The organism is Amycolatopsis sp. WAC 04182, assembly GCF_003947465.1.
Taxonomy (GTDB): Bacteria; Actinomycetota; Actinomycetes; order Mycobacteriales; family Pseudonocardiaceae; genus Amycolatopsis.
In genome coordinates, this window is the sequence record NZ_QHJJ01000002.1 from 562,039 (window position 1) to 586,365 (window position 24,327).

The following is a 24,327-nucleotide window of genomic DNA, read 5'->3' on the forward strand; positions in this document are numbered from 1 at the left end:
CGCTCAGATCGCTCCCACGCCCGAGTCGATCAGCGCCCGGCGCAACGGTCCCTCGATCGACGGCGCCACCGCGAAGGTCGCGTCCGGCCCCAACTCCGTATCCTCCCCCGGCAACGACACCCGTGCTCCCGCCTCGGCGGCGATGAGCGCCCCGGCGGCCCAGTCCCAGTGCCCGAGGCCGTGTTCGACGTAGGCGTCGAGCCAGCCCGCCGCGACCGCGCACAGATCGAGCGACGCGGCCCCGTTGCGCCGGACGTCCCGCACCCTGGTCGCCAGTTCGGCGACGAACCGGGCCTGCTTCGTCCGCCGTTCGACCTTGTAGGCGAACCCGGTGCCGACGAGCGTCAGGTCGAGCCGCTCCGGGGCGTTGACCGACAGCCGCCGCCCGTCGAGGAACGCGCCCTGCCCGCGCGCGGCGGTCCAGCGGCGCCCGCTGACCGGTTCGACGACGGCGCCCGCCACCGACACCCCGCCCACCTGCGCGGCCACCGACACGGCGAACCACGGCAGCCCGTAGAGGAAGTTCACCGTCCCGTCGATCGGGTCGACCACCCAGGTCACCCCGTCCCCGGCGATCCCGCCGCCCTCCTCGCCGAGCACGGCGTCGTCGGGGCGCAGTTCGGCGAGGCGGGCGCGCACCAGCCGTTCCGACTCGTGGTCCACCGCGGTCACCACGTCGGTGTCGGCGGATTTGGTGTCCACGCGCACCTCGCGGCCCGCGTTCATCCCGGTCCAGGCCTCGTGGACCAGTTCGGCGGCCTCGCCCGCGACACGCTCGGCGACACTCTTCAGCAACGTCTCGTCAACTCCCACGTCCGCCATGTCACCACATCCGGTTAAAGTCTCCGAGGCAGGCTTCTGAATCGTGCGAGAAGGGACCACGTCCGTGGTGGAGGCGACCCGAGGTTTCGGTATCGACATCGGCGGCAGCGGGATCAAGGGCGCGCTGGTGGACTTGGCGGAGGGACGGCTGATCGGCGACCGGATCCGCATCGACACGCCGAAGCCGTCGACCCCGGAGGCGGTGGCGGACGTCGTCGCCGAGATCACCGGCCAGGCGGGCTGGGACGGCCCGGTGGGCGTCACCCTGCCCGCGGTGGTCAAGAAGGGGGTCGCGCACACCGCGGCCAACATCGACCGCGCATGGATCGGCACCGACGCCGACGCCCTGTTCGCCAAACGCCTCGGCCGCGGCGTGGACGACATCGCGATGCTCAACGACGCGGACGCCGCCGGCATGGCCGAGATCCGCTGGGGCGACCCGGCAGCGCGGCGCGGCGTGACGGCGCTGCTGACCTTCGGCACCGGCATCGGCAGCGCGGTCTTCCAGGACGGGAAGCTCGTGCCCAACACCGAGTTCGGCCACATCGAGGTCGACGGCTTCGACGCGGAGAAGAAGGCCGCGGCGTCGGTGAAGGACAACGAGGAACTCTCGTATCCCGAATGGGCGGAACGGGTGAACAGGTATCTCTCCGTGCTGGAAAACCTGATCTGGCCGGATCTGTTCATCGTCGGCGGCGGGGTCAGCAAGAAGTCGCACAAATGGGTCCCGCTGCTCGACATCCGCACGCCGGTGATCGTCGCGTCCTTGCAGAACAACGCGGGCATCGTCGGCGCGGCGGCCGCCGCCGCGGAGGGCATCGAGCACTGACGCGCCCACGCTGACATCCGCGCCGCGGATGTCACTTCGGCGGGTCGGACGGCGTGTCGCGGCCGCCGGGTGGTGGTCCGCGCCGCGACGCTGTCACGTATCGTCGTTACAATGGAACACGGCCCACGGCGGCGGCACCCACGAGAACGAGGGAAACCGCAGGCCGAGGGGTGTTCCCCGAAGTTTGAGGCAGCCGAGACCATCACGCCTCGGCTCGTCATGATCGACCGCTGCGAAAGGGCGTAAGTGGCAGCCGCAAGAACCGCAACCCGAAGCGGGACGAAGACAGCGACCGCAGCCGGCGAGCCGGCCGACGAGGCAGCCACCGACGCGGCGAAGCCCGCGGCGCGCAAGACCGCCGCCAAGGCGGCCGGCGCGAAGAAGGCCCCGGCGAAGAAGGCTCCGGCCAAGAAACCCAACACCAAGGGTGCCAAGACCGAAGACGGCGATCCGGAAGACGGTCCGGTAGAGCTCGACGAAGCCGACCTCGAAACCCCGGACCTGTCGGACCTCGAAGAGGTCGAGGTGGACGTCGTCGACGCTTCCGTCACCGAGGAGACGGAAGAGGACGCGGAGTCCGACGAGGACGTCGAAGAGACGCCCGCCCGCGGGCGCCGCACGTCGACCGACAAGAACGCCGGAAAGACCTCCGACAACCCGGACTTCGTCTGGGACGAGGAAGAGTCCGAGGCGCTGCGCCAGGCCCGCAAGGACGCCGAGCTCACCGCTTCGGCCGACTCGGTCCGCGCGTACCTCAAGCAGATCGGCAAGGTCGCCCTGCTGAACGCCGAGGAGGAGGTGGAGCTCGCCAAGCGCATCGAGGCCGGGCTCTACGCCGCCGAGCGCGTCCGCAACGCCGAGGAGGAGGGCGAGAAGCTCGTCACCCAGATGCGGCGCGACCTCAAGTGGATCGTGCGCGACGGTGAGCGGGCGAAGAACCACCTGCTGGAGGCGAACCTCCGGCTCGTGGTCTCGCTGGCCAAGCGTTACACCGGCCGCGGCATGGCGTTCCTGGACCTGATCCAGGAGGGCAACCTCGGCCTGATCCGCGCGGTCGAGAAGTTCGACTACACCAAGGGCTACAAGTTCTCCACGTACGCCACCTGGTGGATCCGTCAGGCGATCACCCGCGCGATGGCCGACCAGGCCCGCACCATCCGTATCCCGGTGCACATGGTCGAGGTCATCAACAAGCTCGGCCGTATACAGCGTGAACTGCTGCAGGACCTCGGCCGCGAGCCCACCCCCGAAGAGCTCGCGAAGGAAATGGACATCTCCCCGGAGAAGGTCCTCGAGATCCAGCAGTACGCCCGCGAGCCGATCTCGCTCGACCAGACCATCGGCGACGAGGGCGACTCGCAGCTCGGTGACTTCATCGAGGACTCCGAGGCCGTCGTCGCGGTCGACGCGGTGTCGTTCACGCTGCTGCAGGACCAGCTCCAGTCGGTGCTGCAGACGCTGTCCGAACGTGAAGCGGGTGTGGTGCGGCTGCGGTTCGGCCTCACCGACGGCCAGCCGCGCACGCTCGACGAGATCGGCCAGGTGTACGGGGTGACCCGTGAGCGCATCCGGCAGATCGAGTCGAAGACGATGTCGAAGCTGCGTCACCCGTCGCGTTCGCAGGTGCTGCGCGACTACCTGGACTGATCCCAGGGTTCACGGAAGACCCCGTCACCGTTTCGGTGGCGGGGTTTTTCGCGTCCGGTGTCGAATCGCGGCCCGCCCGTTCGACGCGTGGGTATGACGAAACCTCACGCCACCAAGAACCTCGACCGCTACGGATCCGCGGAACTCCCCTGGAGCCGCGCGCGGGACGTCCTCGCCGAGGACACCCCGACCGCCGACCTGACCTTCTTCGTGACGACCGTCCGTCCCGACGGGCGTCCGCATTCGGCAGGCGTCGGCGCCGTCTGGGTGGACGACGCCCTGTACTTCAAGGGCGGGCCGGGCACGCGCCGGTCCCGCAACCTGGCCGTGAACCCGGCGTGCGCCGTTTCGGTGCGGCTGCGGGGAATCGACCTGACGTTGGAGGGCGAGGCGCACCGCGTCACCGACCTCGCGACGCTGGAGCGCGTGGCGACGGTCTACCGGACGGGCGGCTGGCCCGCGACGGTGGAGGGCGACGCGCTCACGGCCCCCTTCAGCGCGCCCAGCGCGGGGGCACCGCCCTGGTATCTGTACCGGCTTACCCTGCGGCGCGCGATCGGCGTGGCGGGTGCCGAGCCCTATGGCGCGACGCGCTGGGACTTCGCCCCGTGAACTCGGCCGGTCAGAGCCATCCTTACCCCTCACGAGACTCGACCGACTCGGTACCTGTGCCCTTTCTGCTCGCCTGAGGTACATGAAGGCCCCCTTCCTTGCGCCTGGCGCAAGGAAGGGGGCCTTCATGTACCTCGGCAAGGTGCGAAGGTCGAGTTTCCTCGGCTGAGCCGAGGGAAGGGGGCCTTCACGGACTTGCGGGGCTTCAGGGACGGCCGGTCAGGGTCGTCCAAGGGACGTGCACGGTCACCCGTTCCCGGAGCTGTTCGTTCATCAGCCACAGTTCCCCCGTCGCGGGCCAGTACGACAGGTTCTGCGAGTTCACCGGCGCCCGGCCGCTCAGCCGCGACGTCGAGGTGCCGCCGACGCCGCCGTGCAGGCACGACGGATGGTCGCCCGCCACCCCGGCGTACTCGGGGCACACGCCGGTCATCACGAAATATCCGTTGCGCGCCACCGCTCCCTGCATGCCCCACACCGGCGACACGAAGCCCTCCTTCGCGTGCACGGTGCCGTCGGCGGACACCTTGGGCAGGCCGGTCGCGCGGTCGAACGGCCACCGCAGCACCCGGCCGCCCGCCGCGTTCGGGATGTGCTCCGCGGTCACGATCGAGGCGTCACTGTGGTCGAACGACATCGTCGCGAGACACGGCCGCGTGCCGGGGGCATTGGTGCAGCCGCCGCCGCCCGGGTACCAGTAAGCGCCGATCTGCGGCATCGCGTAGTCGTAGAACGCCGCGTGGTACTTGCCGTCCGGGCCCCTGCCGACGACGCCGGAGCTGTCGTCGACCTTCCAGAAGTGCGTGGTGTCGAAAACCCGCACCACTCCCCCGGTGGTCGCGACGAACAGCCGGTTCCCGATCCACGTCATGCCGTGCCCGTGTCCTTGCACGATGGCGAAGTTGTCGTTCGACGTCGGTTCGACGAGCAGCACGTGCCGGTATCCCAGTCCGGTCGCGTCCACAAAGGACAGGCGAACCATGGTGTCGCCGGGAGTGTGCCAGGACGCCGCCACGACCCGTTTGCCGCCGACCTTCCCGGTCGCCGCGTCCGCGTCGCCGGAACCGGTCAGTCCCTGCGGGATCCAGTCGTTGGTCTTGTCGTCGTTGGCGTCTTCCCAGCAGAATCCGGCCGGTTTCAACGCGGCCGCGAGATACGTGCCGTGGCACAGCGGCCGCGCCTTCCGGTTCGCCGACGACAGGATCTCCGGCAACCCGCGAGCCGGGAGGTGTTTCTCCAGCGCGGCGATGCGGGCGCCGTAGGTGTCGAAGGTCGAACCGGACGTCCAGCGGAAGCCGTCGACCGTGGCCGCGTCCATCTTCGGGAAGGCGGCCGCGGCCGACGCGACCCCCGGGATGAGCGCGAACACCAGCAGGATCGCAGCGAGAAGTCCCAGCCTCTTCATGCCCGCGAGCCTCCCGGTCGCGCGCATACTTTCGATACAAACCGTGTCAGGACACCGAAAGTCCGCGCTCGGCCAGGGATTCCTCGACGCGCAGCCGTTCGATCTCCCGCTCGAAGCCCTCCGGCAGCCCGTCCAGCCGGTGGTCGACCTCGACCTCACGGCAGGCTTGGACGAGCAGCGCGTCGTACGCCTGCCTGGTGCCGTACCGGCGGACGGCGGAGGCGCCGGGCGGGAGTTCCGCCAGCAGCCGGTGCACCCGGCGGAGATCGGCGGCGAGTTTCTCGATGGGCGGCCCGATCGGGGTCTCCGGTTCACGGCGGTGACGCCACCGGCGCATCAGGGCGGGGACCTTCAGCGCGCACCAGAAAAGCACCGAAGGCGCCACGGCGACAACGGCGTACAGCGTGACAGGCCCGATGGCCATGTACTCAGGGTAATCCGCCGCGGAGCACCGGGGAATCCGCGAATCCGGGCTATATTCGCGACTGTGCTGACCGAGAGCTACCGCTACCCGGACGCCGGCGACCACGTCACCGGCGTGTTCATCCGACGGCACGAACCCTACGACGGCTACTGGACGGCCAGCGAGGACCGCGCGCTCGGCAAGGTCGCCGATGAGCTCGCCGCGATCCTCGGCCCGCGCGAAGAGGTCAAGGCGCTCGACGCCGGCTGCGGCGAAGGCCGCCTTCTCCCCTGGCTCGCGCGGTTCTCCGCCGACGTCACCGCCGCGGATCCCGACCCGGACAGGCTGGCCAAGGCGCGGGAAACCGCCGTCGAGGACACCGAGTTCTCGTTCACCGACTCCCCGATCACGGAACTGGACGGCGGCCCGTACGACCTCGTGCTGTGCAGTCACGTCATCCAGCACGTGCCGACGCCGGACGTCGGGCCGATCCTGCGGCGGCTGGCCGGGATCACCGCGCCCGGCGGCGCACTGGTGCTGGCGTACAGCCGGTCGCCGATCGGGCGGGGTGCGTTCAGCCTGGACAGCGTCGAAGCGGGCACCGAAGTCCGCTCGCGCCGCGTTTCGCGCGAAGAGTTCGACAAAGCACTACGCGACGGCGGACCGGCGCTCCCGGTGCGCTACCTCGATCCCGAGGAGGTCGCCGCCGACGCGGCCGAGGCGTGCTGGCGCACCGAGTGGGAGTGGACGTACCACGTCCTCGACGATCTCGGCCCGGCCGACGAGCACATCGACCGCGACGAACTGGTCAACGCCTCCGGCCCCCTGCGCCGCCATCTCGGCCGGGACCTGATCGCCCTCCTGCGCCGCGCATGACCTCGGTGCTCCTGACCTTCGCGTGGGCGGTCCCGCTGTCCGAGCGGGAGGCGGAGAAGGTGTTCGACGGCGGCCGCGACCGCGGGCTGCTGGCCCATCTCGACGGGAAGCTCGGCGACGAGTGGACCGCTGCGGAGAACTTCCTGGCCAGTTACACGAAACCACCGCGAAGACGGGTGCTGCGCAAACGCACCGGTGGCTCCCGGTTGTCGATCCGCGTCGGCACGGTCGGGCTGCCGTGCGAACTCGTCGTCACCTGGCATCCCGCCTATCACGCGATGACACTGGTCCTCGCCACCACGATCACCGGCGCGGCGGTGGACGGTCCCGCCGCCGAGTTCGACCTGGCCATCGCCGTCCTGCAGAGCCTTCAGGGTCGTGAGACGGCGAACGGCGAGAAAGGGCTGCACGGCGGCTACGGCGAGAAGACGTTCCCCTCGCTTCTCAAGACCGTCACCCACATCTTCGAGGACCTGACCAGGGGCTGCGGCCTCACCGAGGGGCTCAGCCGCAAGGGCTGGTGCGTCGAGCTGCGGTCCCACGACGGGCATCCGCCCGCCCAGCGGGTCGCCGCCGATCCCCGGCCGTACTACGGGCTGGCGACCAGCGACGAAGGCTGGCGGTTCGTGCCCCGCGAGGTCGCGAGGGACGCGCTCGGCCCGTCGTGGGGCACGCGCTCGTTCGTCGCCGCCTACACGATGGCCGGCGGGATCGTCTGCCTCAACAGCAAGGATTCCGACTACGTCGAGCAGCAGGACGAGCTGATGCGCGGCCCGTTCGGCGCCGTCGAACCGTACTTCGGCATCGACAGCGAGATCGGCGGGCTCGACCACGGGATGCTCTTCATCCTCGAACGCGTCCTGATCCGGATGGCGCTGGCCGACCAGTGGCTGGCATCGATGAGGAAGACCGGGAGCCGCACCCGGCTCCTGCGCGGCTCGCTCGACGACATCCTCGAGATGCTGCATTCGGTACTGCCGCCCGAGGTCGATTCGCTGGAGCGCCGCCTGGTCACCAGCATGGGCGTGGAGCGGATCATCGCCCAGCTCGACCGCCAGGCCGAGGCGATGGACGAGGAGACCCGGTACGCCTACGAGAACACGGTGAGCGCGCGGGTCACGCGGCTCACCGTGGTCACCGTCGTCCTGACGGTCGTCACCATCGTCCTCGGCGTCCTTCAGGTGCTGGTCTCACTCTGACCGGCGGCGCTGCTTGCGGGCCCGTTCGGCGAACAGCAGCCCCACGCCCCCGGCCACCATCAGCGCGCTCACCACCACGTGCATCCCGGACGGGAGCAGGTGGAGCTGGACGAACCAGCTCGGGTTCGTGCTGCCCAGCAGCCGGTTGATCAGCCCGCCCCCGCCCTGCACCAGCAGGAGGATCCCCAGTAGTTCGATCATCGTCGAGCCCCTTCCTTGACCCTCTCGTCCTTGGGGGAGAGCTCCTGCCACAGCGGCCCCGTGGCGAACCAGATGGCCGTCACGACCCCCAGCCTCGGCAGCCAGCCCCACAACGGCTCGACCTGCTCGGTGTCGCCGACCATGAAGATCAGCAGGAGCAGCACCCCCGCGGCCAGCCCGCAGGCCAGCACGCATTTGACCCAGTCACGCCATTCGGCGCGCAGCTTTTCCCGGCCCCTCGGCTTGGGCGGCGGTGGCGGGCCGCCCGCGAACCGGTGGGCGAACCGGACGTCGGCCCACTTGATCATCGAATGCCCGAACACGACGCTGAAGCCCAGGTACACCGCGGCCAGTCCGTGCACGAAGTTCGCCGTGGCGCCGTTGCGCAGGTCGATGACCGTCGCGACCAGCACGACGAGATCGATCACCGGGGTCAGGAGCAGCAGCACGGCACTGGTCCGCTTCAGCTTGAGCAGATAGCGGGCCGCGAGGCCGGCGACGATGGCGACCCAGAAACCGATCTCCCCGCCGGCGACCACGGCCGCCATCGGGTTTTCCGCGATGAAGTCCCAGATCTTGTTCACGATCCGAGTCTGTCTCGCGAGCGGGAGAGCCCGCGTCGGCGTACGGCACGAGATCACCGTCATCAGTTAGTAGGACCCCGCGTCGCGTCCCGGTGTGCTGGGATGGTGCGGTGCCCACGTTCGTCCCGCGCCTGCACCACCTCGCCGAGTGGAAACAGGACCTCGTCATCGCCTTCGGCACCTGGGTCCTCGGTGTGCTGGTCTACCTCAGCGGGATGCACGTGCTGCTCGGCGGCAAGGACGACACTCCACTGTGGATCCGGCTGACCGAACTGACCGTGCTGTGCCTCCTGCAGGTGCTGCGCCGCAAGGTCCCTTTAGGACTGCTGTGCGGGCTCGTCGTCCTCGCCGTGGACATCGCGTTCGGTCCCTCGCTGCCGATCTTCGTCATCTTCACCGACTTCCTCTACTCGACGACTCTGTACGGTTCACGACGGGTCAGCCGGGTGATGATCGGCGTCGCCGCGGTCGGGACGCTCGCGGCGGTCTGCCTGGCGCTCCTCTTCTCCGCTCAGTGGCGCACGGCGATCCTCGTCGCGTTCGCGTTCCTGCCGTTCCTGGTCACCCCGGTGTGGTGGGCGGCCAACGTCCGTCAGCAGCGGGACATCGCCCACAACGAGCGGGCGAACGCGGTCCAGCTGGCCACGATCGGCGAACTCGACCGGCAGGCCGCCGTGGCGGGCGAACGGTCGAAGATGGCGCGGGATCTGCACGACGTCATCGCCGGGCATCTCTCGGCGATCGCGATCCAGTCCGAAGCCGCACTGTCGATGGCCACCGCCGACCCGAAGCTGTCCAGGAAGGTCCTGGAATCGGTGCGGGAGAACAGTGTCAGCGCGCTGGAGGAGATGCGCGCGATGATCGGGCTGCTGCGCGCGGACACCGAGATCGAGCCGACCGCGCCCGCCCGGCTGGCCGAACTGTCCAAATTGGTCGAATCGGCGCGGGCGAGCGGGCTGGCGGTCGAACTCGGCTCCGTGCCGGACCGGTCCGACCAGCTGCCCGCCGCGGTCGACCTGACCGCGTACCGGATCGCGCAGGAGGCGCTGACCAACGCGATGAAACACGCCCCCGGCGGGCGGGCCGTCCTCGACATCCGTTCGAGCGGCGGCATACTCACCGTCGAGGTGCGTAACGATCTTCAGCCGGGCCGCCCCGGCGACGGCGGGACCGGCCTCGGCCTGCTGAACATGCGGGAACGCGCCGCCGCGGTGGGCGGCACCTTCACCGCCGGACCGTCCGGCGGTCGCTGGCTGGTCCGTGCCGAACTGCCTCTGGAGGGGTCTTGACCGTCAAAGTCCTGGTCGCCGACGACCACGGCGCGATCCGTGCCGGATTGATGATGATCCTCGGCAACGCCGAGGGCATCGAAGTGGTCGGCGAGGCCGCGGACGGCGCCATCGCCGTCCGGCAGGCGAAGGCGCTGAAACCGGACGTCGTGCTCATGGATGTGCGCATGCCCGGCGTCGACGGCATCGCGGCCACGCGGGAGCTGACCGCGGAGGGACTGTGCGAAGTCCTCGTGCTGACGACCTTCGATCTCGACGAGTACGTCCACGCCGCGCTGCGGGCGGGCGCGGCCGGGTTCCTGCTGAAGTCGGTCGAAGCGTCGCGGCTGATCGAGGCGGTGAAACTGGTCGCGGCGGGTGAGGGAGTGCTCGCGCCGCAGGTCACGCGGAAGCTGATCGCCGCCTTCGCCGCCGGGACCCGCGAGCCTTCACTGGCCCCCGACGGGCTCGAAGACCTGACCGAACGCGAGCGCGAAGTGCTGGCGTGCCTGGGCGGCGGCCTGTCCAACGCGCAGATCGGGACCCGGCTGCACATCGGCGAGACCACGGTGAAAACGCATGTCTCCCGGGTGCTGACGAAGCTGGACCTGCGCTCACGGGTGCAGGCGGCGATCCTCGCCCAGGAGAACGGCGTCGTGCTGGAGGGATGAAATGCCCGGTGGACACCTCTCTGGGCCGTTCCCTTGCTGTCGCGTGGGCTGAAGGCTCCCTTCACCGCGTCTGATGCGGCGAAAGCTCCCTTCGCTGCGTCTGATGCGGTGAAAGCGTCCTTCGGCTCCCACCGATCTGCGAGGCAGCCGGTGATCTTCTAGCGTGACCGTTCATGCGGCGAACTCTGGACGTGGACGAGGTCCTGAAACGGCAGGACTCGGGTGAGCTGAAACGCCGGCTGCACGGACGCGACCTGATCGGGTTCGGGGTCGGCATCATCATCGGCACCGGGATCTTCACCCTCGCCGGGGTCGAGGCGAAATCGCACGCGGGACCGTCGGTCACCTTGTCGTTCGTGCTCGGCGCCGTCGTGGCCGGGATGGCCGCCCTCTGCTACGCCGAACTCGCGTCCAGCGTGCCGACGGCGGGAAGCGCCTACACCTACGCCTTCGCCACCCTCGGTGAGACCTTCGCCTGGATCATCGGCTGGGATCTGCTGCTCGAATTCGCCCTCGGCGCGGCCGTCGTGTCGCGCGGCTGGTCCGGCTATCTCGCGAATCTGATGGGGCTCTCCCCCGAGTGGTTCGGCGAAGACGCGAAAGTGAACATAGGCGCGGTGGCGATCATCGCCGTGCTGACCGTGATCGCCGTCCTCGGGATCAAGGAATCGGCGCGGGTGACGAATCTGCTCGTGCTGGTCAAGGTCGCGGTCTGCGTGCTGATCCTCGCGGTCGGCGTGTTCTTCATCCGCGGCGAGAACCTCACCCCGTTCATCCCGCCCGCCCAGGCGCCGACGGAGACGGCCGGGACCCTGCACCAGCCGATCGTGCAAGCCGCGCTCGGGCTCGAACAGTCCGTCTACGGGATCGCCGGGATGGTGACGGCCGCCGCCGTCGTCTTCTTCGCCTACACCGGTTTCGAGGCGCTCGCCAACCTCGGCGAGGAGACCGTGAACCCGAAACGCGATCTGCGCGTCGGCATCCTCGGCGCGCTCGGCGTCTGCGCGCTGCTCTACATCGGGGTCTCGCTGGTGCTGACCGGGATGGTGCCGTTCACCGAGATCGACGCGGGCGCCCCGCTCGCCGACGCCTTCGACCGCGTCGGGCAGCACTGGGTGGGCGCGCTGATCTCGCTCGGCGCGGTCACCGGGCTGACGTCGGTGATGATGGTGGAACTGGTGACGATCGGCCGGATCGGGTTCGCGATGGGCCGCGACGGCCTGCTGCCGAAGAAGTTCGGCACGGCGCATCCGCGCTGGGGCACCCCGCACCGGATGACCATCGCCGGCGCGGTGCTGATCGCGGCGCTGGCCGCGTTCGTGCCGATCTCCGAACTCGCCGACATGGTCAGCATCGGCGCGCTGTCGGCGATGATCATCGTCGCGGTGGCCGTCCCGGTGCTGCGGAAACGCCGTCCGGACCTGGAACGCCCGTTCACCGTGCCGTTTTCGCCGTACCTGCCGATCGTGGCGGCGCTGGCGTGCTTCTACCTGATACTGAACCTGGACGTGATGACGTGGCTGCGGTTCGCCGCGTGGCTGCTGCTCGGCTTGCTGATCTACGTCTTCTACGGGCGCACGCATTCCCGGTTCGCGAAGGACGGGCTCAGCTCCACAGACCGGCCGTCGTGATCGCGGCGACGGCGGCCTCGGCGTCGCCGTCGTCGACCACGATCAGCATCCGGCCGAGTGCCGCGGCCACCCATTCCACCGGCTGGTCGTGCAACCCGTTGTCCCCCAAGGACGGATAACCGTCCATAATGGACACCAAGGTTCCTTCGGCGCCGATCCGCATCCCGGCGGCCAGCACGTGGTGCGCGGCGGGCGGGCGCCAGCGGGACGACCACAGCGGCGGGATCCCCGTGTCGAGGTAGTCGAGCAGCGCTCGCGCCGGGGTGTCGTGCGCGCCGAATTCGGCCGGGTCGACCTCCGCGATCACCGCGACGCGCGGCAGATGCCACAGCGCGGCCAGGAGCAGGAACAGCGACTGCGGCGCCCAGTTCCCGCTGGCGGACACGGCGGCGAGCCGTCCGCCCGACAGCGCCCCGATCGCCCGGGACAGCCCTTCGGTCGTGGTACCGGACAGCGCCGCGACCTCGTCCTGGCCCGCGACGCCGAACCCCGCCGCGCGCAGGACGGCCAGCGCCGTGAACGGCCCGGCGAACCCGTCCTTCTGCGGCAGTTCGGCCCGCGCGACGGCGACGAGGTGCTCCCCGCCGGGGAGCCAGCGCCGCCCGGACAACCCCGTCCGGTCGCCGTCGATTCCGGAGGACATCAGTCTTCGAACGTCCACGACTGCATGACGAACGGCCCGTCGTTCGATGCCCCGGCCGAGGTGTAGGTCGCCAGCGCGGCCTTGTTGTCCGTTTCGACCCCGACCCACATCCCGCGGCAGCCGCGCTCCCGCGCGATCCCGGCCAGCGCGTCGACCAGGTCACGGCCGATCCCGCGCCGCTGATAGTCCGGGCTGACGTCGAGTTCGTTGAGGAACATCTCGGTGCCCTTGTCCGGATGCGTCACCTCGGTGCCGGTGATCATCCCCGCGGGTTCGCCGTCCTCGTAGGCGATCAGGAGATGGTTCTCCGCCCCCGCCAGGAACTTCTCGGACGCGTCCCGTTGCGCGGGCCCGTCGAACAGGTGCTGAGCGGCGACGACCTCCTCGACGGTGACCGCCCGCCGGATCTCGGCCACATGTCCTCCCGGTGCTCGCAGCGCCACAGACTGGTCAGTATCCCGCTCAGGGAGGCGCCGGGCCATCACGTTTGCCCGGCGATCGCAGCGCGACCCCGGCGACGACGGCCAGGGTGCCGATCGCCTCGGGCAGGGTGGGGACCTGCCGGAGCCACAGGAAGCCGATCAGTCCCGCCGTGACCGGCAGCAACGCGAGCAGCAGCGCGAACCGCGCCCGCCCGGCCTTGCGCAGGACCACCTGGTCGAGCGCGTACGGCACGACGGTCGAAAGCACCCCCACCCCGATGCCGAGCAGCAGCAGACGTGGCGAACCCCACACCGCGCCGGTGCCGAGCGCCAGCGGCGACAGCACCACGGTGCCCACGGCGAACCCGACGGCCAGCCCGTCGATCCCGTTCCCGCCGTCCGCGACCCGCTTCCCGAGCAGGATGTACCCGGCCCACGCCGCCGCCGCGCCGAGCGCGAACAGCACGCCGAGCAGGCTCCCTTCGAGCCGGACGTCCGCGATGGCGACCACCCCGGCCGCGACCAGCAGCAGCGCGAAGACGTCACGGCGCGTGCGCGAACCGAACGCCGCCACCACCACGGGCCCGGCGAACTCGAGGGCGACCGCGGTGCCGAGCGGCAGCCGCGCGATCGCCTCGTAGAAGAGCACGTTCATCCCGGCGGTGACGACGCCGAAGGCACCCGCGAGCAGGAACGCACGCCCGGTCCACGCCGAGCGGGGTGGCCTGCGCCACGCCAGGAGGACCACCGCCGCCCCGAGACAGCGGAGCCAGGCCACCCCCGCGGGTGAGGCGACCGAAAAGAGACCTACGGCGATGGCCGCACCGGCGTACATGGAAATTCCGCTGAGAACGAACAAGACCGGCGACGGCACGCTCGTAAGACGGTTCCGGACGACTGCGATACCCACCGCCGCATGGTGCCTGACGTGGGAAAAGACGGTGCGACGGGGAGTCGTCTCCCACGTTGCGTGATTACGCTACGGCATCCGAGGTAATTACCAGTGACAAATGAGACACCCGCACGGGAACACTTGCGGGTCGCCAAACGTCTGGAAGAGTGGAAGCACGAACACGGCGGGGCCGGGAACGAACGTTGCCGGCATCAGTGCCGAAGTGGTCGTAGCTGGATCGATGGCACCGGGCCACCGGTGCCGGGACGGAGGGAGACTCCAATGACTTCACCGACGCTCACCCGCCCCGAACTGACCGCTGCCGACCGATGCGACCGGTGTGGAGCTGCAGCCCAGGTTCGAGCCATTCTCAGCACCGGTGGCGAGTTGCTCTTCTGTGGTCACCACGCCCGCGCACACGAAACGAAGCTCAAGGAAATGTCCGCGGACATTCAGCGGTAGCCCACCAGTCCACGACCACCCGGCGGCCGGCCGCTCCTTCAGGGAGCGCGCCGGCCGCCCTGTTTTCCGCCCTTCAAAAACATACAGACAGCATGTATGTTACTTGCATGACGACCAGCGACCTCCTCGGCGAGGTGCACGAGACGGACCTCGGCGGCGCCCGCATCCGCTACCGCGACCGCGGCGAAGGCCCTCCCGTGGTCTTCGTGCACGGGCTGCTGACCAACGGCCTGCTCTGGCGCAAGGTGGCCCCCGCGGTCGCCGACGCCGGCTTCCGCTGCCTGACCCCGGACTGGCCGCTCGGTTCGCACGAGATCCCGGTCCCGAACGCCGACCTGAGCCCGCCCGGGGTCGCCGCGCTCATCGCGCGGTTCCTCGAAGTGCTCGACCTGACCGACGTCACCGTGGTCGCCAACGACACCGGCGGCGCGCTCACGCAGCTGCTCATGACCACGAACCCGGAACGGGTGGGCCGGGTCGTGCTGACCCCGTCGGACTCCTACGAGCGCTTCCTGCCGCCGCTGTTCGCGGGGATGAGCACGCTGGCCCGGATTCCCGGCGGCGTCCGGCTGATGGTCGAGGCGCTGCGCTGGCGGTGGCTGCTGACGAAGACGGACTTCCTCTGGTTGGCCAAACACCCGGTCCCGGACCACATCCTGGACGCGTATTTGCTGCCCAGCCGCCGGAGCGCGGAGATCCGCGACGATCTGCGCCGGTTCACGGCGAGCGTCGACAACCGGTACACGCTGACCGCCGCCGAGCGGCTGCCCGCGTTCACCAAGCCCGTGCTGCTGGCCTGGGCACCCGAAGACCGGCACTTCCCGCTGTGGCTGGGCCGCAAGCTCGCCGGGGTCCTGCCGAACGCCGAACTGAAGACGATCGAGGACTCCTACGCCTTCGTGCCGGAGGACCAGCCGGAGCGGCTGAGCGGCATGATGGTGGAATTCCTGCGTGCCCACGCCACGACGTAGCCAGACCGAACGATCGCACTCGACGCAGGCCGCGTTGATCACGGCGGCGCGGACGCTGTTCGCCGAACAGGGTTACGCCGCCGTGCCCGCCGACGAGATCGTCCGGGCGGCGGGCGTCACCCGCGGCGCGCTGTACCACCACTTCGGGGACAAACAGGGCCTGTTCCGGGCCGTGATCGAGCAGATCGAAACGGAGATCACCGAGGAACTGCAGACCGTCCTGCGGGCCACGGACGACCCGTGGGCGGGGGCGCTCGGCGTGCTGAGCCGGTTCCTGGACCTGTGCCTGCGGCCCGAGGTGGTGCGGATCGCGCTCACCGACGCCGTCTCGGTCCTCGGCTGGCAGGAATGGCGGGAGCTGGAGAACCGCTACGGGCTGGGCCTGATCACGGAGATCCTGGAGGCCGCCGCGGCGGACGGGCTGCTGATCGACGCGCCGATCCCGGAGCTGGCGCAGCTGGCGCTGAGCGCCTGCGCGGAGGCGGCGCTGATGATCGCGCACGCCGAAGACCCCACCGCCGCCAAGGAGAAGTCCCTCGCCGCCCTGGTGGCCCTGCTGTCCGGCCTCGTGAAAGACCGCGTTTAGTCCTCTGAACGCGGGCTAGACGGTGTCCAGGATCATCTCGAAGGCGGCTTCGGCGGCGCCCAGCAGCTTCACGTCCGCCCCAAGCGCCGAGCTCACGATCTGCGTCCCGCCCACGGCCCGGCTGACCAGGCTCCGCCGCCGGACCTCGGCCGCCACCGACTTCACGACCGAATCGGGCAGCACGGTGAGCAGGTCGCCCAGCACGACCAGCTGCGGGCCGAGCAGGTTGACCACGTTCACCAGGCCCAGCGTCAGCCATTCCGCGAACTCCGACAGCCGCTCCTCGGCCGCGCGCGGATCCCGGCCCAGTTCGCGCAGTTCGAACAGGATCGCCCCGCGCGGGGTGTCCTCGGGCAGGTCGAGAGCGCGGCACAGCGCCGCCTCGCCGACTTCGGTCTCCCAGCAGCCGCTCGACCCGCAGTAGCAGGGACGGCCGCCCGGCCGGATCGCCATGTGCCCGATCTCGCCGACGTAGCCGGCGCCGCCGCGCAGCGACGAACCGTCCGCGATGATCCCGCCCCCGACACCGACGTCGGCGGAGACGTACACGGCGTCGGAAGAGCCCCGCGCGGCACCGCGCAGGTGTTCGGCGATGGCGCCGAGTTCGGCGTCGTTGCCGACGAGGATCGGGATGCGCAGCACACCGCCGAGCCGTTCCCCGAGCGCCACGTCCGTCCAGCGCAGGTTGGGCGCTTCGTGGACGTACCCGTCGGCCCGGCGGACGACGCCGGGCACGGACACCCCCGCGGCGATCGGCTGCACGCCGAGGTCGCCCGCCAGCACGGTGGTCGACTCGATCACGTGCGTGATCACCTCGTCGGCCTCCCGCATCCGGCCGTGCAGGTTCCAGCTGTTGCGTCCGAGGATCTGCCCGCCGAACCCGACCAGCGCGATCGCCACGTGTTCGACCTGGAGGTCGACCGCGAGCACCACCGCCGCGTGCGGCTGCGGCAGGACCAGGAGCGAGGGGCGGCCCGCCCCTCGTCCCGGCCTCGGGACCCGCTCCTCGACGACACCCGCTTCCGCGAGGCCGTCGACGAGGGTCTTGATGGTGCTGCGGTTGAGCCCCAGCTCGGTGGCGAGGGTCGCCCTGGTGCTCGGGCCGCTGACGTGCAGCAACCGGAGCAAGGTCGTGCGGTTGTGCCTGCGCACCTCGTCTGGTCGTGCAACGGGTGTGCTGGTCACGGGCTTCATCATTCCATGCGGACTCAGCGCGGCGACGCAGCCGCGCGGCGCCGGGACAGCGCGTCCACCGTGGCCGCGAGAAGCAGCACCAAACCGGTGACGATGTTGACCACCGCCGCCGACTGCTTCAGCAGGCCGAGCGCGTTCTCCACGACCGCCAGCACGAGGCCACCGATCACCGCGTCGACGACCCGGCCCTTGCCGCCGAACAGCGAGGTACCACCGATGACGGCGGCGCCGACCGCGAACAGCAGCGTGTTGAGGCCACCGGCCTGCGGGTCGACCGAACCGACCTTCGACGAGTAGACGATCGCGCCGACCGCCGCCACCGCCGAGCAGATGACGAACACCGAAGCGCGGATCTTCTCGACGTTGATACCGGCGCGTCGGGCCGCCTCGCGGTTGCCGCCGACGGCGTAGATGTGGCGGCCGTACTGGGTGCGGTTGAGCACGTAGGTGCCCAGCACCAGCAGGCCGAGCACGATCGGCACGACGTACGGGACACCGGAGATGACGATGTTCGGGTTCGGCGCGCGGTTCAGCGTCAGCAGATAGGTCGCGATCGCGGCGACCACGGCGATCGCGCCGACCTTGAACAGCACCATCGGCGTCGGCTGGGTGACCAGGCCGCGTTTGAGCCGCGAGAAGTGCTGGCCCAGTGTCACCGCCGCGAACCCACCGGCGGCGATCAGGAAGAGGACCCAGCTGCCCACTGTGGACAGATTGCCGTTGGCGACCTTGAACAGCACGTCCGAGGTGCTGATGCCGAGCGTGCCGCCCTCGCCGATGAACTGGAGGATGACCCCTTGCCAGGCCAGGAAGAGCGCCAGCGTCACCACGAACGAGGGCATCCCGATCTTGGAGACGAGGAACCCGGTGAGGACACCGATCGCGCCGCCGACGCTGATCGCGAGCAGCATCTCGATCCACGGGTTCGCCGCGGTTCCCGAGAGCACGAGCGCGATGGCGAGCACGGCGAACCCGACGCCCGCCCAGATCCGCAGGACCACGCCGAGCAGCGCGGCGATCGCGAGCACCACGAGGAACGCGATGAACACGCCGTTCCCCATGCCGCCCAACAGGTTTCCGTTGCGGACGTAGTGCATCGCCAGCACCGCGGCGGTGACGCCGGACGCGGTGCCCGCGGACAGGTCGATCTCGCCGAGCAGCAGCACGAACACGATGCCCATCGCGATGATCGCCTTGCCGGCGCCCTGTGCCATCAGGTTCGCGATGTTGTTCATCGTCAGGAAGGTGTCCGACAGCGAGGCGAACACGATCACCAGCACGAGCAGGCCGAGCAGCGCCGGGAGCGAACCCAGCTGTCCCGCCTTGAGCCGGGAGAAGTAGTCGCCGACGGCCTCGCGGGTCGACATCGATGTCGTGTCGATGCCGAAGTCCGTGATGGCCGCCGACGGGTTGAGCGCGGCGGCCGCCGACTTGCCCCCCTCCGGCGAGGCGGGCTTTGCAGGTGTCTCAGTCATTTCCGGTTCTTTCTCGCCTCGGGTCAGAGGACGGCGGCTTCGGGGCGGGCAAGGCCGAGGTCGCCGGAGCGACCGGCGGTGATCAGTTCCACGACCTGGCCGTGGGTGACGTCCTTGGTGTGCACTTCGGCGACGAGACGGCCGAGGTAGAGCACCGCGATACGGTCGGCGACCTCGAAGACGTCGGCCATGTTGTGGCTGATCAGCACGACGCCGAGGCCCTGCTCGGCGAGGCGGCGGACGAGGTCGAGCACCTGGCGGGTCTGCGCGACACCGAGCGCGGCGGTCGGCTCGTCGAGGAGGACGACCTTCGAGTCCCACAGCACGGATTTGGCGATCGCGACGGTCTGCCGCTGCCCGCCCGAGAGGGCGGAAACGGGCGTACGGACCGATTTCACGGTGCGGACCGACAGGGACGCGAGCGTCTCGCGGGCGGCCTTTTCCATGCTGGCCTCGTCGAGCAGCCATTTGCTGCCGCGTTCCCTGCCGAGGAACATGTTCTGCACGATGTCGAGGTTCTCGGCCAGCGCGAGGTCCTGGTAGACGACCTCGATCCCCAGATCCGCGGCGTCGCGCGGACCGTGGATGTTCACCTGCTTGCCCTGGAACGTCACCGTTCCCGAGTCGTAGCCGTGGATCCCGGCGATCGACTTGACCAAAGTGGACTTACCGGCACCGTTGTCGCCGACCAGCGCGGTGACCTCGCCGGCGCGCACGTTGAAGTCCACGTCGTGGAGGACGTGGACCGGCCCGAAGCTCTTGTTGAGCTGCTTCAGTTCGAGGATGGGTTCACTCATGGGGGTTCTCGAATTCTCCCGGCTGGGTACCGGGCCGGTGCGCGCTGTCGGGAGCACGCACCGGCCCGGTCGTCTGGATTGAACGGGTCAGGAGATACCGAGCTGCGTGCACGCCGCGGCCAGGTCGCCGCCGCAGATCTCGGCCGCCTTGACGTAGCCCTGCGTCACGACCTCCTTGACACCGTCCTTGGTGGTCATCTTCGGCTCGAGGAGCACGGACTTGACCTCGCGGTTGCCCTTCGGGTCCTTCGCCTTGCCGGTGGCCAGCGCGTCGGCGCCCGCCTTGTCGCCCTTGGCCAGCAGGACGGCGAGCTTCGCCGCGGCTTCGGCCTCTTCCTTGATCGGCTTGAAGACGGTCATGTACTGGTCGCCGCGCAGGATCGCCATGAGGCCGTCCGCGGTGGCGTCCTGGCCGGTGACCGGGACCTTGCCGTTGAGGCCGTTCTTCTTCAGCACGGTGATGACCGCGCCGGCGAGACCGTCGTTCGCGGCGACGACGCCGTCGACCCTGCCCTTGTTGTCGGTCAGGATCTGCTCGAAGGTCTGGCCGCCCTTTTGGTTGTCCCAGTTGTCGATGGCCTGTTCCCGCACGAGCTTCAGGTCGCCGGCGGCGAACTTCGGCTGCAGCACGGACTTCTGGCCGTTGGCGAACAGCGTCGCGTTGTTGTCGGTCGGGGCACCCTCGATCATGACGACCTCGGCGCCCTTCTTGTCCTTCAGCGCGTCGGCGAGGCCCTGGCCCTGGAGCTGGCCGACCTTCTCGTTGTCGAACGAGACGTAGTAGTCCGAGCTGCCGCCGAGGTTGAGGCGGTCGTAGTCGATCGTCGGGATGCCCGCGGCCTGCGCCTTGCGGGCGACCGCCCCGCCGACCTCGCCGTTGATGGCGGCGATGATCAGGACCTTGACGTTCTGCGCGATCATGCCGTCGGCCAGCGTGGTGAACTTCTGGACGTCGCCCTGGGCGTTCTGGACGTCGGCGTCGAAGCCCGCGTCCTTGAGCGCCTTGGTCAGGAACGGCTTGTCGAAGGACTCCCAGCGCGCGGAGGTGGCGGTCTCCGGCAGGATGACGCCGACCTTGCCACCGGCGGCGGCACCGCCGGGGGCGGGTGCGGACTGCGAGGAGTTGCCACTGCCCGAGTCGGCGGTGTTGGCGCCACAGGCGGAGAGCACCAGGCCGGCGCCCACCGTCGCGGCGAGGAGGGTAAGGGTTCTGCTGCGCATCCTCTGTCCTTCCGGATCTTGCTCGCGGGCGGCGATCCTGGCGGACCGGTCGCACCATCGCGCATATGTTGTGGGCGACAACATATGCCGCCGAACGGGTTTCGCGGAAGACGGCTGAATCGATTAAGCCACATCAAATGGACACGGTTTGGCAACGTGGCCGTAGCAAGACGTACGAAGTCTAGGTGCGCTGACGGTGTGACCGCCACCACTCACTGAGCGTGATTAGCGCAGTTGGCCGAAGGGGACTTTCCCCGCGTCACATGCAGTGAAGGGAGCTTTCCTCGCATGACATGCGGGGAAAGCTCCCTTCAGCTCCTCACGGAAGTACTGGCGCTACCAGGAACGCAGGGTGACGATCCGCTCTTCGAGCTGCTCCACCGAAGCCATCGCCGTCGGCGGCCCGCCGCAGACCCGGCGCAGTTCGTTGTGGATCGCGCCGTGCGGCTTCTTCGTCCGGTGGTGGTGCACGCCCACCAGCGCGTTCAGCTCCTTGCGCAGGCTGCCGAGCCGCTCGCTGACCGACTGCGGCCGCGCGACCGGCGCGGCTTCCTCGGCCTTGGGCTTGCGCCGCTTCTCGTCGGAGAGCTGCTCTTCCTGCCGCTTCCGCAGCAGGGCGCGGACCTGGTCCGGCTCCAGCAGACCGGGCAGGCCGAGGTACTCCTGCTCCTCGTCGGAACCGGAGAACACCGCGGTGCCGAAGGAGTTGCCGTCGTAGATGACCTGGTCGAGCTCGGCGGAGGCGCCCAGCGAGGTGAACGCCTTCTCCTCCTCGCCCGGCTCGTCCTCGGTGCGGTTGGCCTGGGCCAGGAGTTCGTCGTCCCAGCCCTCCTTCTCGCGGTGCGGCTTGCCGAGGACGTGGTCGCGCTGCGCCTCCAGCTCACTGGCCAGTTCCAGCAGCACCGGCACGCTCGGCAGGAAGACCGAAGCGGTCTCGCCGGGTTTGCGCGAACGCACGTACCGGCCGATGGCCTGCGCGAAGAACAGCGGGGTCGACGCGCTCGTGGCGTAGACGCCGACCGCCAGCCGCGGCACGTCGACGCCTTCGGACACCATCCGGACCGCGACCAGCCAGCGGTCGGTCGAATCGGAGAACTCCTTGATCCGCCCGGACGCCTTGGGATCGTCGGAGAGGACGACCGTCGGGGTCTGGCCGGAGATGCGCTCCAGGATCTTGGCGTAGGCGCGCGCGGAGTCCTGGTCGGTGGCGATCACCAGACCGCCCGCGTCCGGGATGCCGTTGGCGCGAAGCTGCGCGAGACGCGTGTCCGCAGCCTGCAGCACCGAGGGGATCCATTCGCCTGCCGGGTCGAGCGCCGTGCGCCAGGCACGCGCGTTCTGTTCCGCGGTCAGCGGCTCGCCGAGCCGCGCGGTGAACTCCTCCCCCGCGCTCGTGCGCCAGGAGGCCTCGCCGGAGTAGGCGAGGAAGACGACCGGCCGCACCACGCCGTCGGCGAGCGCGTCGGCGTAGCCGTACGAATGGTCGGCCTTGCTGCGCTGGAAACCCGAGCCGTCGGCCTCGTAGGTGACGAACGGGATCGGCGAGTCGTCGCTGCGGAACGGGGTCCCGGTCAGCGCCAGACGGCGGACGGCGGGCGTGAACGCCTCACGGATCGCGTCACCCCAGGACTTCGCGTCACCGCCGTGGTGGATCTCGTCCAGGATGACCAGGGTCTTGCGGTTCTCGGTACGCACCCGGTGCAACGTCGGATGCGCGGCGACCTGCGCGTAGGTCAGCGCGACACCTTGGTAGTCGCGCGAGGTGACCCCGGTGCCGTTGCGGAAGTTCGAATCGATCGCGATACCGGCGGCCGCGGCCGAGGCGGCCCACTGGTGCTTCAGGTGCTCCGTCGGCGCGACGATGGTGATCCGCTCGACGGTCCGGTCGCTCAGCAGCTCGGCGGCGATCCGGAGACCGAACACCGTCTTGCCCGCGCCCGGCGTCGCGACGGCCAGGAAATCCTGCGGCTTCTTCGTGAGGTACTTCGTCAGCGCGCGCCGCTGCCAGGCACGCAGCGGGCGGGCGGTGCTGTCCTTCGCCGCGGGAGGCGCGCCCAGCTCGCCCCGATCGCGTTCAACCGTTTCCGCCATGCCGGTCCCCTCCTCCCACATCCGAAAACACCAGGTCATCCGCCCTGTCACAAGCGAAAACCCCCACTTGGGTATCCGGCCGCGACGCCGGCGCCTGAGGTGAGGGCACTCCGAGCAGCCTACCTCGCGGCCCGGTGGAACGCCGGAAGCGCCACCCCCGTTGTCGGGTTACTCACCCGAAAAACCAGGGGTGGCGAGCCGAATGGCGCGGCATGGACCATGCTGGACACGGTCAAGGGCGCTCGGCGCCGTCGGAGGAGCTGCATGAGCGAGGAGAACGGCCGTCCGGATACGGCCGCCGAGGTCGCGAAGGGCCGCAGGGGTCCGTTGCGCCTGCTCAGCCGCACGCTCAGCAAGGCCTGGGACGGCAACATCTTCTCCGAGGCCGCCGAAGCCGCGTTCTGGCAGACGCTGTCGCTCCCGCCGCTCCTGCTGGGTCTCCTCGGTTGCCTCGGTTTCGTCGGCGACTGGTTCGGCCAGGAGGTCGTGACCGCCGTCCACGACCGGATCATCACCTTCAGCAAGACGATCTTCAGCGACAACGCCGTCCACGACATCATCGAGCCGACGGTCAACAGCATCCTGTTCGTCGGCAAGGGCGAGATCGTCTCCGTCGGCTTCCTGATCTCCCTGTGGGCGGGTTCGTCGGCGATGTCGTCGTTCGTCGACGCGATCACCGTGGCACACGACCAGTACGGCGTCCGCAACGACGTCTGGCAGCGGATCTTCGCGCTGCTGCTGTACTTGGCCGGGCTGGTCATCCTGGTGGTCGGGCTGCCGCTGCTGGCGATCGGGCCGGATCTGCTCCCCCAGTTCTTCCCCACCGACTGGCGCGCCACGGTGTCGTACTGGGTCGGCACGCTGTACTACCCGGTGCTGGCCGTGATGATCGTGCTCGCGCTGACGACGCTGTACAAACTCGCCCTGCCGCGCAGGCTGCCGTGGCACCGCGGGCTCCCGGGCGCGATGCTCGCCATGGTCGTGTTCCTGCTCTCCAGCATCGGACTGCGGATCTACCTCAACTGGATCACCAAGACCGGCTACACCTACGGCGCGCTCGCCGCGCCGATCGCGTTCCTGTTGCTGATGTTCTTCATCGGGCTCGCGGTCGTCGGCGGCGCGTACTTCAACAGCGCGATCCAGGAACTGTGGCCCGCCAAGGCGACGAAACGGCAGCGCCGGAAATGGCGGCGACTCGAAATGGAACGCGCGAACGAACGGATCCGCGCCGAAGAGGGCCGCAAACTGTGGGAACGGACGACGGTCCCGCTCCGCCGTCCCCGCCAGAACGGCGATTCCCCGGGCAGTGACGCCGAACACGTGCCGGAACAATCGGTGAACGAAGAAACGCAGAGCGAAACCGATCAGGTGACAGAACGGCGAAATTGAGGCCGGTCGGCGTAGGACCTCATCCCGAAGTCGTAC

General features: G+C 69.5%; 25 protein-coding genes. 12 read left to right on the top strand and 13 right to left on the bottom strand.

The window, feature by feature from the left end:
• Nucleotides 1-3 precede the first annotated feature (3 nt).
• Nucleotides 4-822, bottom strand: coding sequence for an inositol monophosphatase family protein (locus DMH01_RS09795; protein WP_125675260.1), 819 nt, complete (start codon nucleotides 820-822; stop codon nucleotides 4-6).
• A 67-nt stretch (nucleotides 823-889) separates the two neighbouring features.
• On the opposite strand from DMH01_RS09795, the gene ppgK reads away from it, so the two are divergent.
• The 3 genes from ppgK (at nucleotide 890) to DMH01_RS09810 (ending at nucleotide 3,910) form a co-directional block, all read left to right on the top strand.
• Complete coding sequence (gene ppgK / locus DMH01_RS09800) at nucleotides 890-1,651, top strand: polyphosphate--glucose phosphotransferase (RefSeq protein ID WP_199745479.1); 762 nt, start codon at nucleotides 890-892, stop codon at nucleotides 1,649-1,651.
• A gap of 246 nt (nucleotides 1,652-1,897) precedes the next feature.
• Entirely contained in the window at nucleotides 1,898-3,298 is a 1,401-nt protein-coding gene (locus DMH01_RS09805; protein WP_125675262.1) for an RNA polymerase sigma factor, read from the top strand.
• 93 nt (nucleotides 3,299-3,391) lie between these two features.
• Nucleotides 3,392-3,910 (top strand): pyridoxamine 5'-phosphate oxidase family protein, encoded by a 519-nt coding sequence (locus DMH01_RS09810; RefSeq protein ID WP_125675264.1) that lies wholly within the window; start codon nucleotides 3,392-3,394, stop codon nucleotides 3,908-3,910.
• 205 nt (nucleotides 3,911-4,115) lie between these two features.
• Here the strand turns inward: DMH01_RS09810 and DMH01_RS09815 are convergent, their stop codons facing one another.
• A complete protein-coding gene (locus DMH01_RS09815) occupies nucleotides 4,116-5,315 on the bottom strand; it encodes a hypothetical protein (RefSeq protein ID WP_233621464.1) in 1,200 nt (399 codons plus the stop codon).
• 46 nt (nucleotides 5,316-5,361) lie between these two features.
• Nucleotides 5,362-5,739, bottom strand: coding sequence for a hypothetical protein (locus DMH01_RS09820; protein ID WP_125675268.1), 378 nt, complete (start codon nucleotides 5,737-5,739; stop codon nucleotides 5,362-5,364).
• Nucleotides 5,740-5,802: 63 nt separating this feature from the next.
• On the opposite strand from DMH01_RS09820, the gene DMH01_RS09825 reads away from it, so the two are divergent.
• Both DMH01_RS09825 and DMH01_RS09830 read left to right on the top strand, forming a co-directional pair.
• The gene (locus DMH01_RS09825; protein WP_125675270.1) at nucleotides 5,803-6,594 is read left to right on the top strand and encodes a class I SAM-dependent methyltransferase; all 792 of its coding nucleotides are present in this window, start codon (nucleotides 5,803-5,805) and stop codon (nucleotides 6,592-6,594) included.
• The gene (locus DMH01_RS09830; RefSeq protein WP_125675272.1) at nucleotides 6,591-7,793 is read left to right on the top strand and encodes a hypothetical protein; all 1,203 of its coding nucleotides are present in this window, start codon (nucleotides 6,591-6,593) and stop codon (nucleotides 7,791-7,793) included. The genes DMH01_RS09825 and DMH01_RS09830 overlap by 4 nt, the downstream gene beginning before the upstream one ends.
• On the opposite strand, the gene DMH01_RS09835 is transcribed toward DMH01_RS09830, so the two are convergent.
• Entirely contained in the window at nucleotides 7,785-7,994 is a 210-nt protein-coding gene (locus DMH01_RS09835) for a hypothetical protein (protein WP_125675274.1), read from the bottom strand. The genes DMH01_RS09830 and DMH01_RS09835 overlap by 9 nt on opposite strands.
• Nucleotides 7,991-8,578, bottom strand: coding sequence for a hypothetical protein (locus DMH01_RS09840; protein WP_125675276.1), 588 nt, complete (start codon nucleotides 8,576-8,578; stop codon nucleotides 7,991-7,993). Before DMH01_RS09840 ends, DMH01_RS09835 begins: the two co-directional genes overlap by 4 nt.
• Nucleotides 8,579-8,688: 110 nt before the next feature.
• On the opposite strand from DMH01_RS09840, the gene DMH01_RS09845 reads away from it, so the two are divergent.
• The 3 genes from DMH01_RS09845 (at nucleotide 8,689) to DMH01_RS09855 (ending at nucleotide 12,148) form a co-directional block, all read left to right on the top strand.
• Nucleotides 8,689-9,867 carry a sensor histidine kinase gene (locus DMH01_RS09845; RefSeq protein ID WP_125675278.1) on the top strand — a complete coding sequence of 393 codons (1,179 nt, stop codon included), beginning with the start codon at nucleotides 8,689-8,691 and terminating at the stop codon, nucleotides 9,865-9,867.
• Entirely contained in the window at nucleotides 9,864-10,517 is a 654-nt protein-coding gene (locus DMH01_RS09850) for a response regulator transcription factor (RefSeq protein WP_125675280.1), read from the top strand. The genes DMH01_RS09845 and DMH01_RS09850 overlap by 4 nt, the downstream gene beginning before the upstream one ends.
• Nucleotides 10,518-10,708: 191 nt before the next feature.
• A complete protein-coding gene (locus tag DMH01_RS09855) occupies nucleotides 10,709-12,148 on the top strand; it encodes an APC family permease (RefSeq protein ID WP_125676659.1) in 1,440 nt (479 codons plus the stop codon).
• Here the strand turns inward: DMH01_RS09855 and DMH01_RS09860 are convergent.
• The 3 genes from DMH01_RS09860 to DMH01_RS09870 are packed head-to-tail and all read right to left on the bottom strand — an operon-like array spanning nucleotide 12,123 to nucleotide 14,048.
• The gene (locus tag DMH01_RS09860; RefSeq protein WP_125675282.1) at nucleotides 12,123-12,791 is read right to left on the bottom strand and encodes a hypothetical protein; all 669 of its coding nucleotides are present in this window, start codon (nucleotides 12,789-12,791) and stop codon (nucleotides 12,123-12,125) included. The two genes, DMH01_RS09855 and DMH01_RS09860, sit on opposite strands and share 26 nt — an antisense overlap.
• The gene (locus DMH01_RS09865) at nucleotides 12,791-13,207 is read right to left on the bottom strand and encodes a GNAT family N-acetyltransferase (protein WP_125675284.1); all 417 of its coding nucleotides are present in this window, start codon (nucleotides 13,205-13,207) and stop codon (nucleotides 12,791-12,793) included. The genes DMH01_RS09860 and DMH01_RS09865 overlap by 1 nt, the downstream gene beginning before the upstream one ends.
• A 46-nt stretch (nucleotides 13,208-13,253) precedes the next feature.
• Complete coding sequence (locus DMH01_RS09870; protein WP_125675286.1) at nucleotides 13,254-14,048, bottom strand: DMT family transporter; 795 nt, start codon at nucleotides 14,046-14,048, stop codon at nucleotides 13,254-13,256.
• A 339-nt stretch (nucleotides 14,049-14,387) separates the two neighbouring features.
• Between DMH01_RS09870 and DMH01_RS43235 the strand changes: the two genes are divergently transcribed.
• From DMH01_RS43235 to DMH01_RS09885, 3 genes are all read left to right on the top strand, one after another.
• Nucleotides 14,388-14,567: a hypothetical protein gene (locus DMH01_RS43235; protein WP_016332937.1), complete on the top strand. Its 180-nt coding sequence runs from the start codon at nucleotides 14,388-14,390 to the stop codon at nucleotides 14,565-14,567.
• Between the two features lie 107 nt (nucleotides 14,568-14,674).
• A complete protein-coding gene (locus DMH01_RS09880; protein WP_125675288.1) occupies nucleotides 14,675-15,538 on the top strand; it encodes an alpha/beta fold hydrolase in 864 nt (287 codons plus the stop codon).
• The gene (locus DMH01_RS09885) at nucleotides 15,519-16,124 is read left to right on the top strand and encodes a TetR/AcrR family transcriptional regulator (protein WP_125675290.1); all 606 of its coding nucleotides are present in this window, start codon (nucleotides 15,519-15,521) and stop codon (nucleotides 16,122-16,124) included. Before DMH01_RS09880 ends, DMH01_RS09885 begins: the two co-directional genes overlap by 20 nt.
• Before the next feature lie 15 nt (nucleotides 16,125-16,139).
• On the opposite strand, the gene DMH01_RS09890 is transcribed toward DMH01_RS09885, so the two are convergent.
• The 5 genes from DMH01_RS09890 to DMH01_RS09910 all read right to left on the bottom strand — a co-directional run bounded on the left by DMH01_RS09890 (nucleotide 16,140) and on the right by DMH01_RS09910 (nucleotide 22,902).
• Nucleotides 16,140-17,321, bottom strand: a complete 1,182-nt coding sequence (locus DMH01_RS09890) for an ROK family transcriptional regulator (protein ID WP_125675292.1) — start codon at nucleotides 17,319-17,321, stop codon at nucleotides 16,140-16,142.
• Nucleotides 17,322-17,332: 11 nt separating this feature from the next.
• Nucleotides 17,333-18,793 (bottom strand): sugar ABC transporter permease, encoded by a 1,461-nt coding sequence (locus DMH01_RS09895; protein ID WP_125675294.1) that lies wholly within the window; start codon nucleotides 18,791-18,793, stop codon nucleotides 17,333-17,335.
• A gap of 23 nt (nucleotides 18,794-18,816) precedes the next feature.
• A complete protein-coding gene (locus DMH01_RS09900) occupies nucleotides 18,817-19,590 on the bottom strand; it encodes an ATP-binding cassette domain-containing protein (protein ID WP_005164482.1) in 774 nt (257 codons plus the stop codon).
• Nucleotides 19,591-19,677: 87 nt separating this feature from the next.
• Nucleotides 19,678-20,811: a sugar ABC transporter substrate-binding protein gene (locus tag DMH01_RS09905; protein ID WP_125675296.1), complete on the bottom strand. Its 1,134-nt coding sequence runs from the start codon at nucleotides 20,809-20,811 to the stop codon at nucleotides 19,678-19,680.
• A 336-nt stretch (nucleotides 20,812-21,147) separates the two neighbouring features.
• Nucleotides 21,148-22,902 (bottom strand): DEAD/DEAH box helicase, encoded by a 1,755-nt coding sequence (locus DMH01_RS09910; protein ID WP_125675298.1) that lies wholly within the window; start codon nucleotides 22,900-22,902, stop codon nucleotides 21,148-21,150.
• 264 nt (nucleotides 22,903-23,166) lie between these two features.
• Between DMH01_RS09910 and DMH01_RS09915 the strand changes: the two genes are divergently transcribed.
• The gene (locus DMH01_RS09915) at nucleotides 23,167-24,291 is read left to right on the top strand and encodes a YihY/virulence factor BrkB family protein (protein WP_125675300.1); all 1,125 of its coding nucleotides are present in this window, start codon (nucleotides 23,167-23,169) and stop codon (nucleotides 24,289-24,291) included.
• Nucleotides 24,292-24,327: the final 36 nt, after the last annotated feature.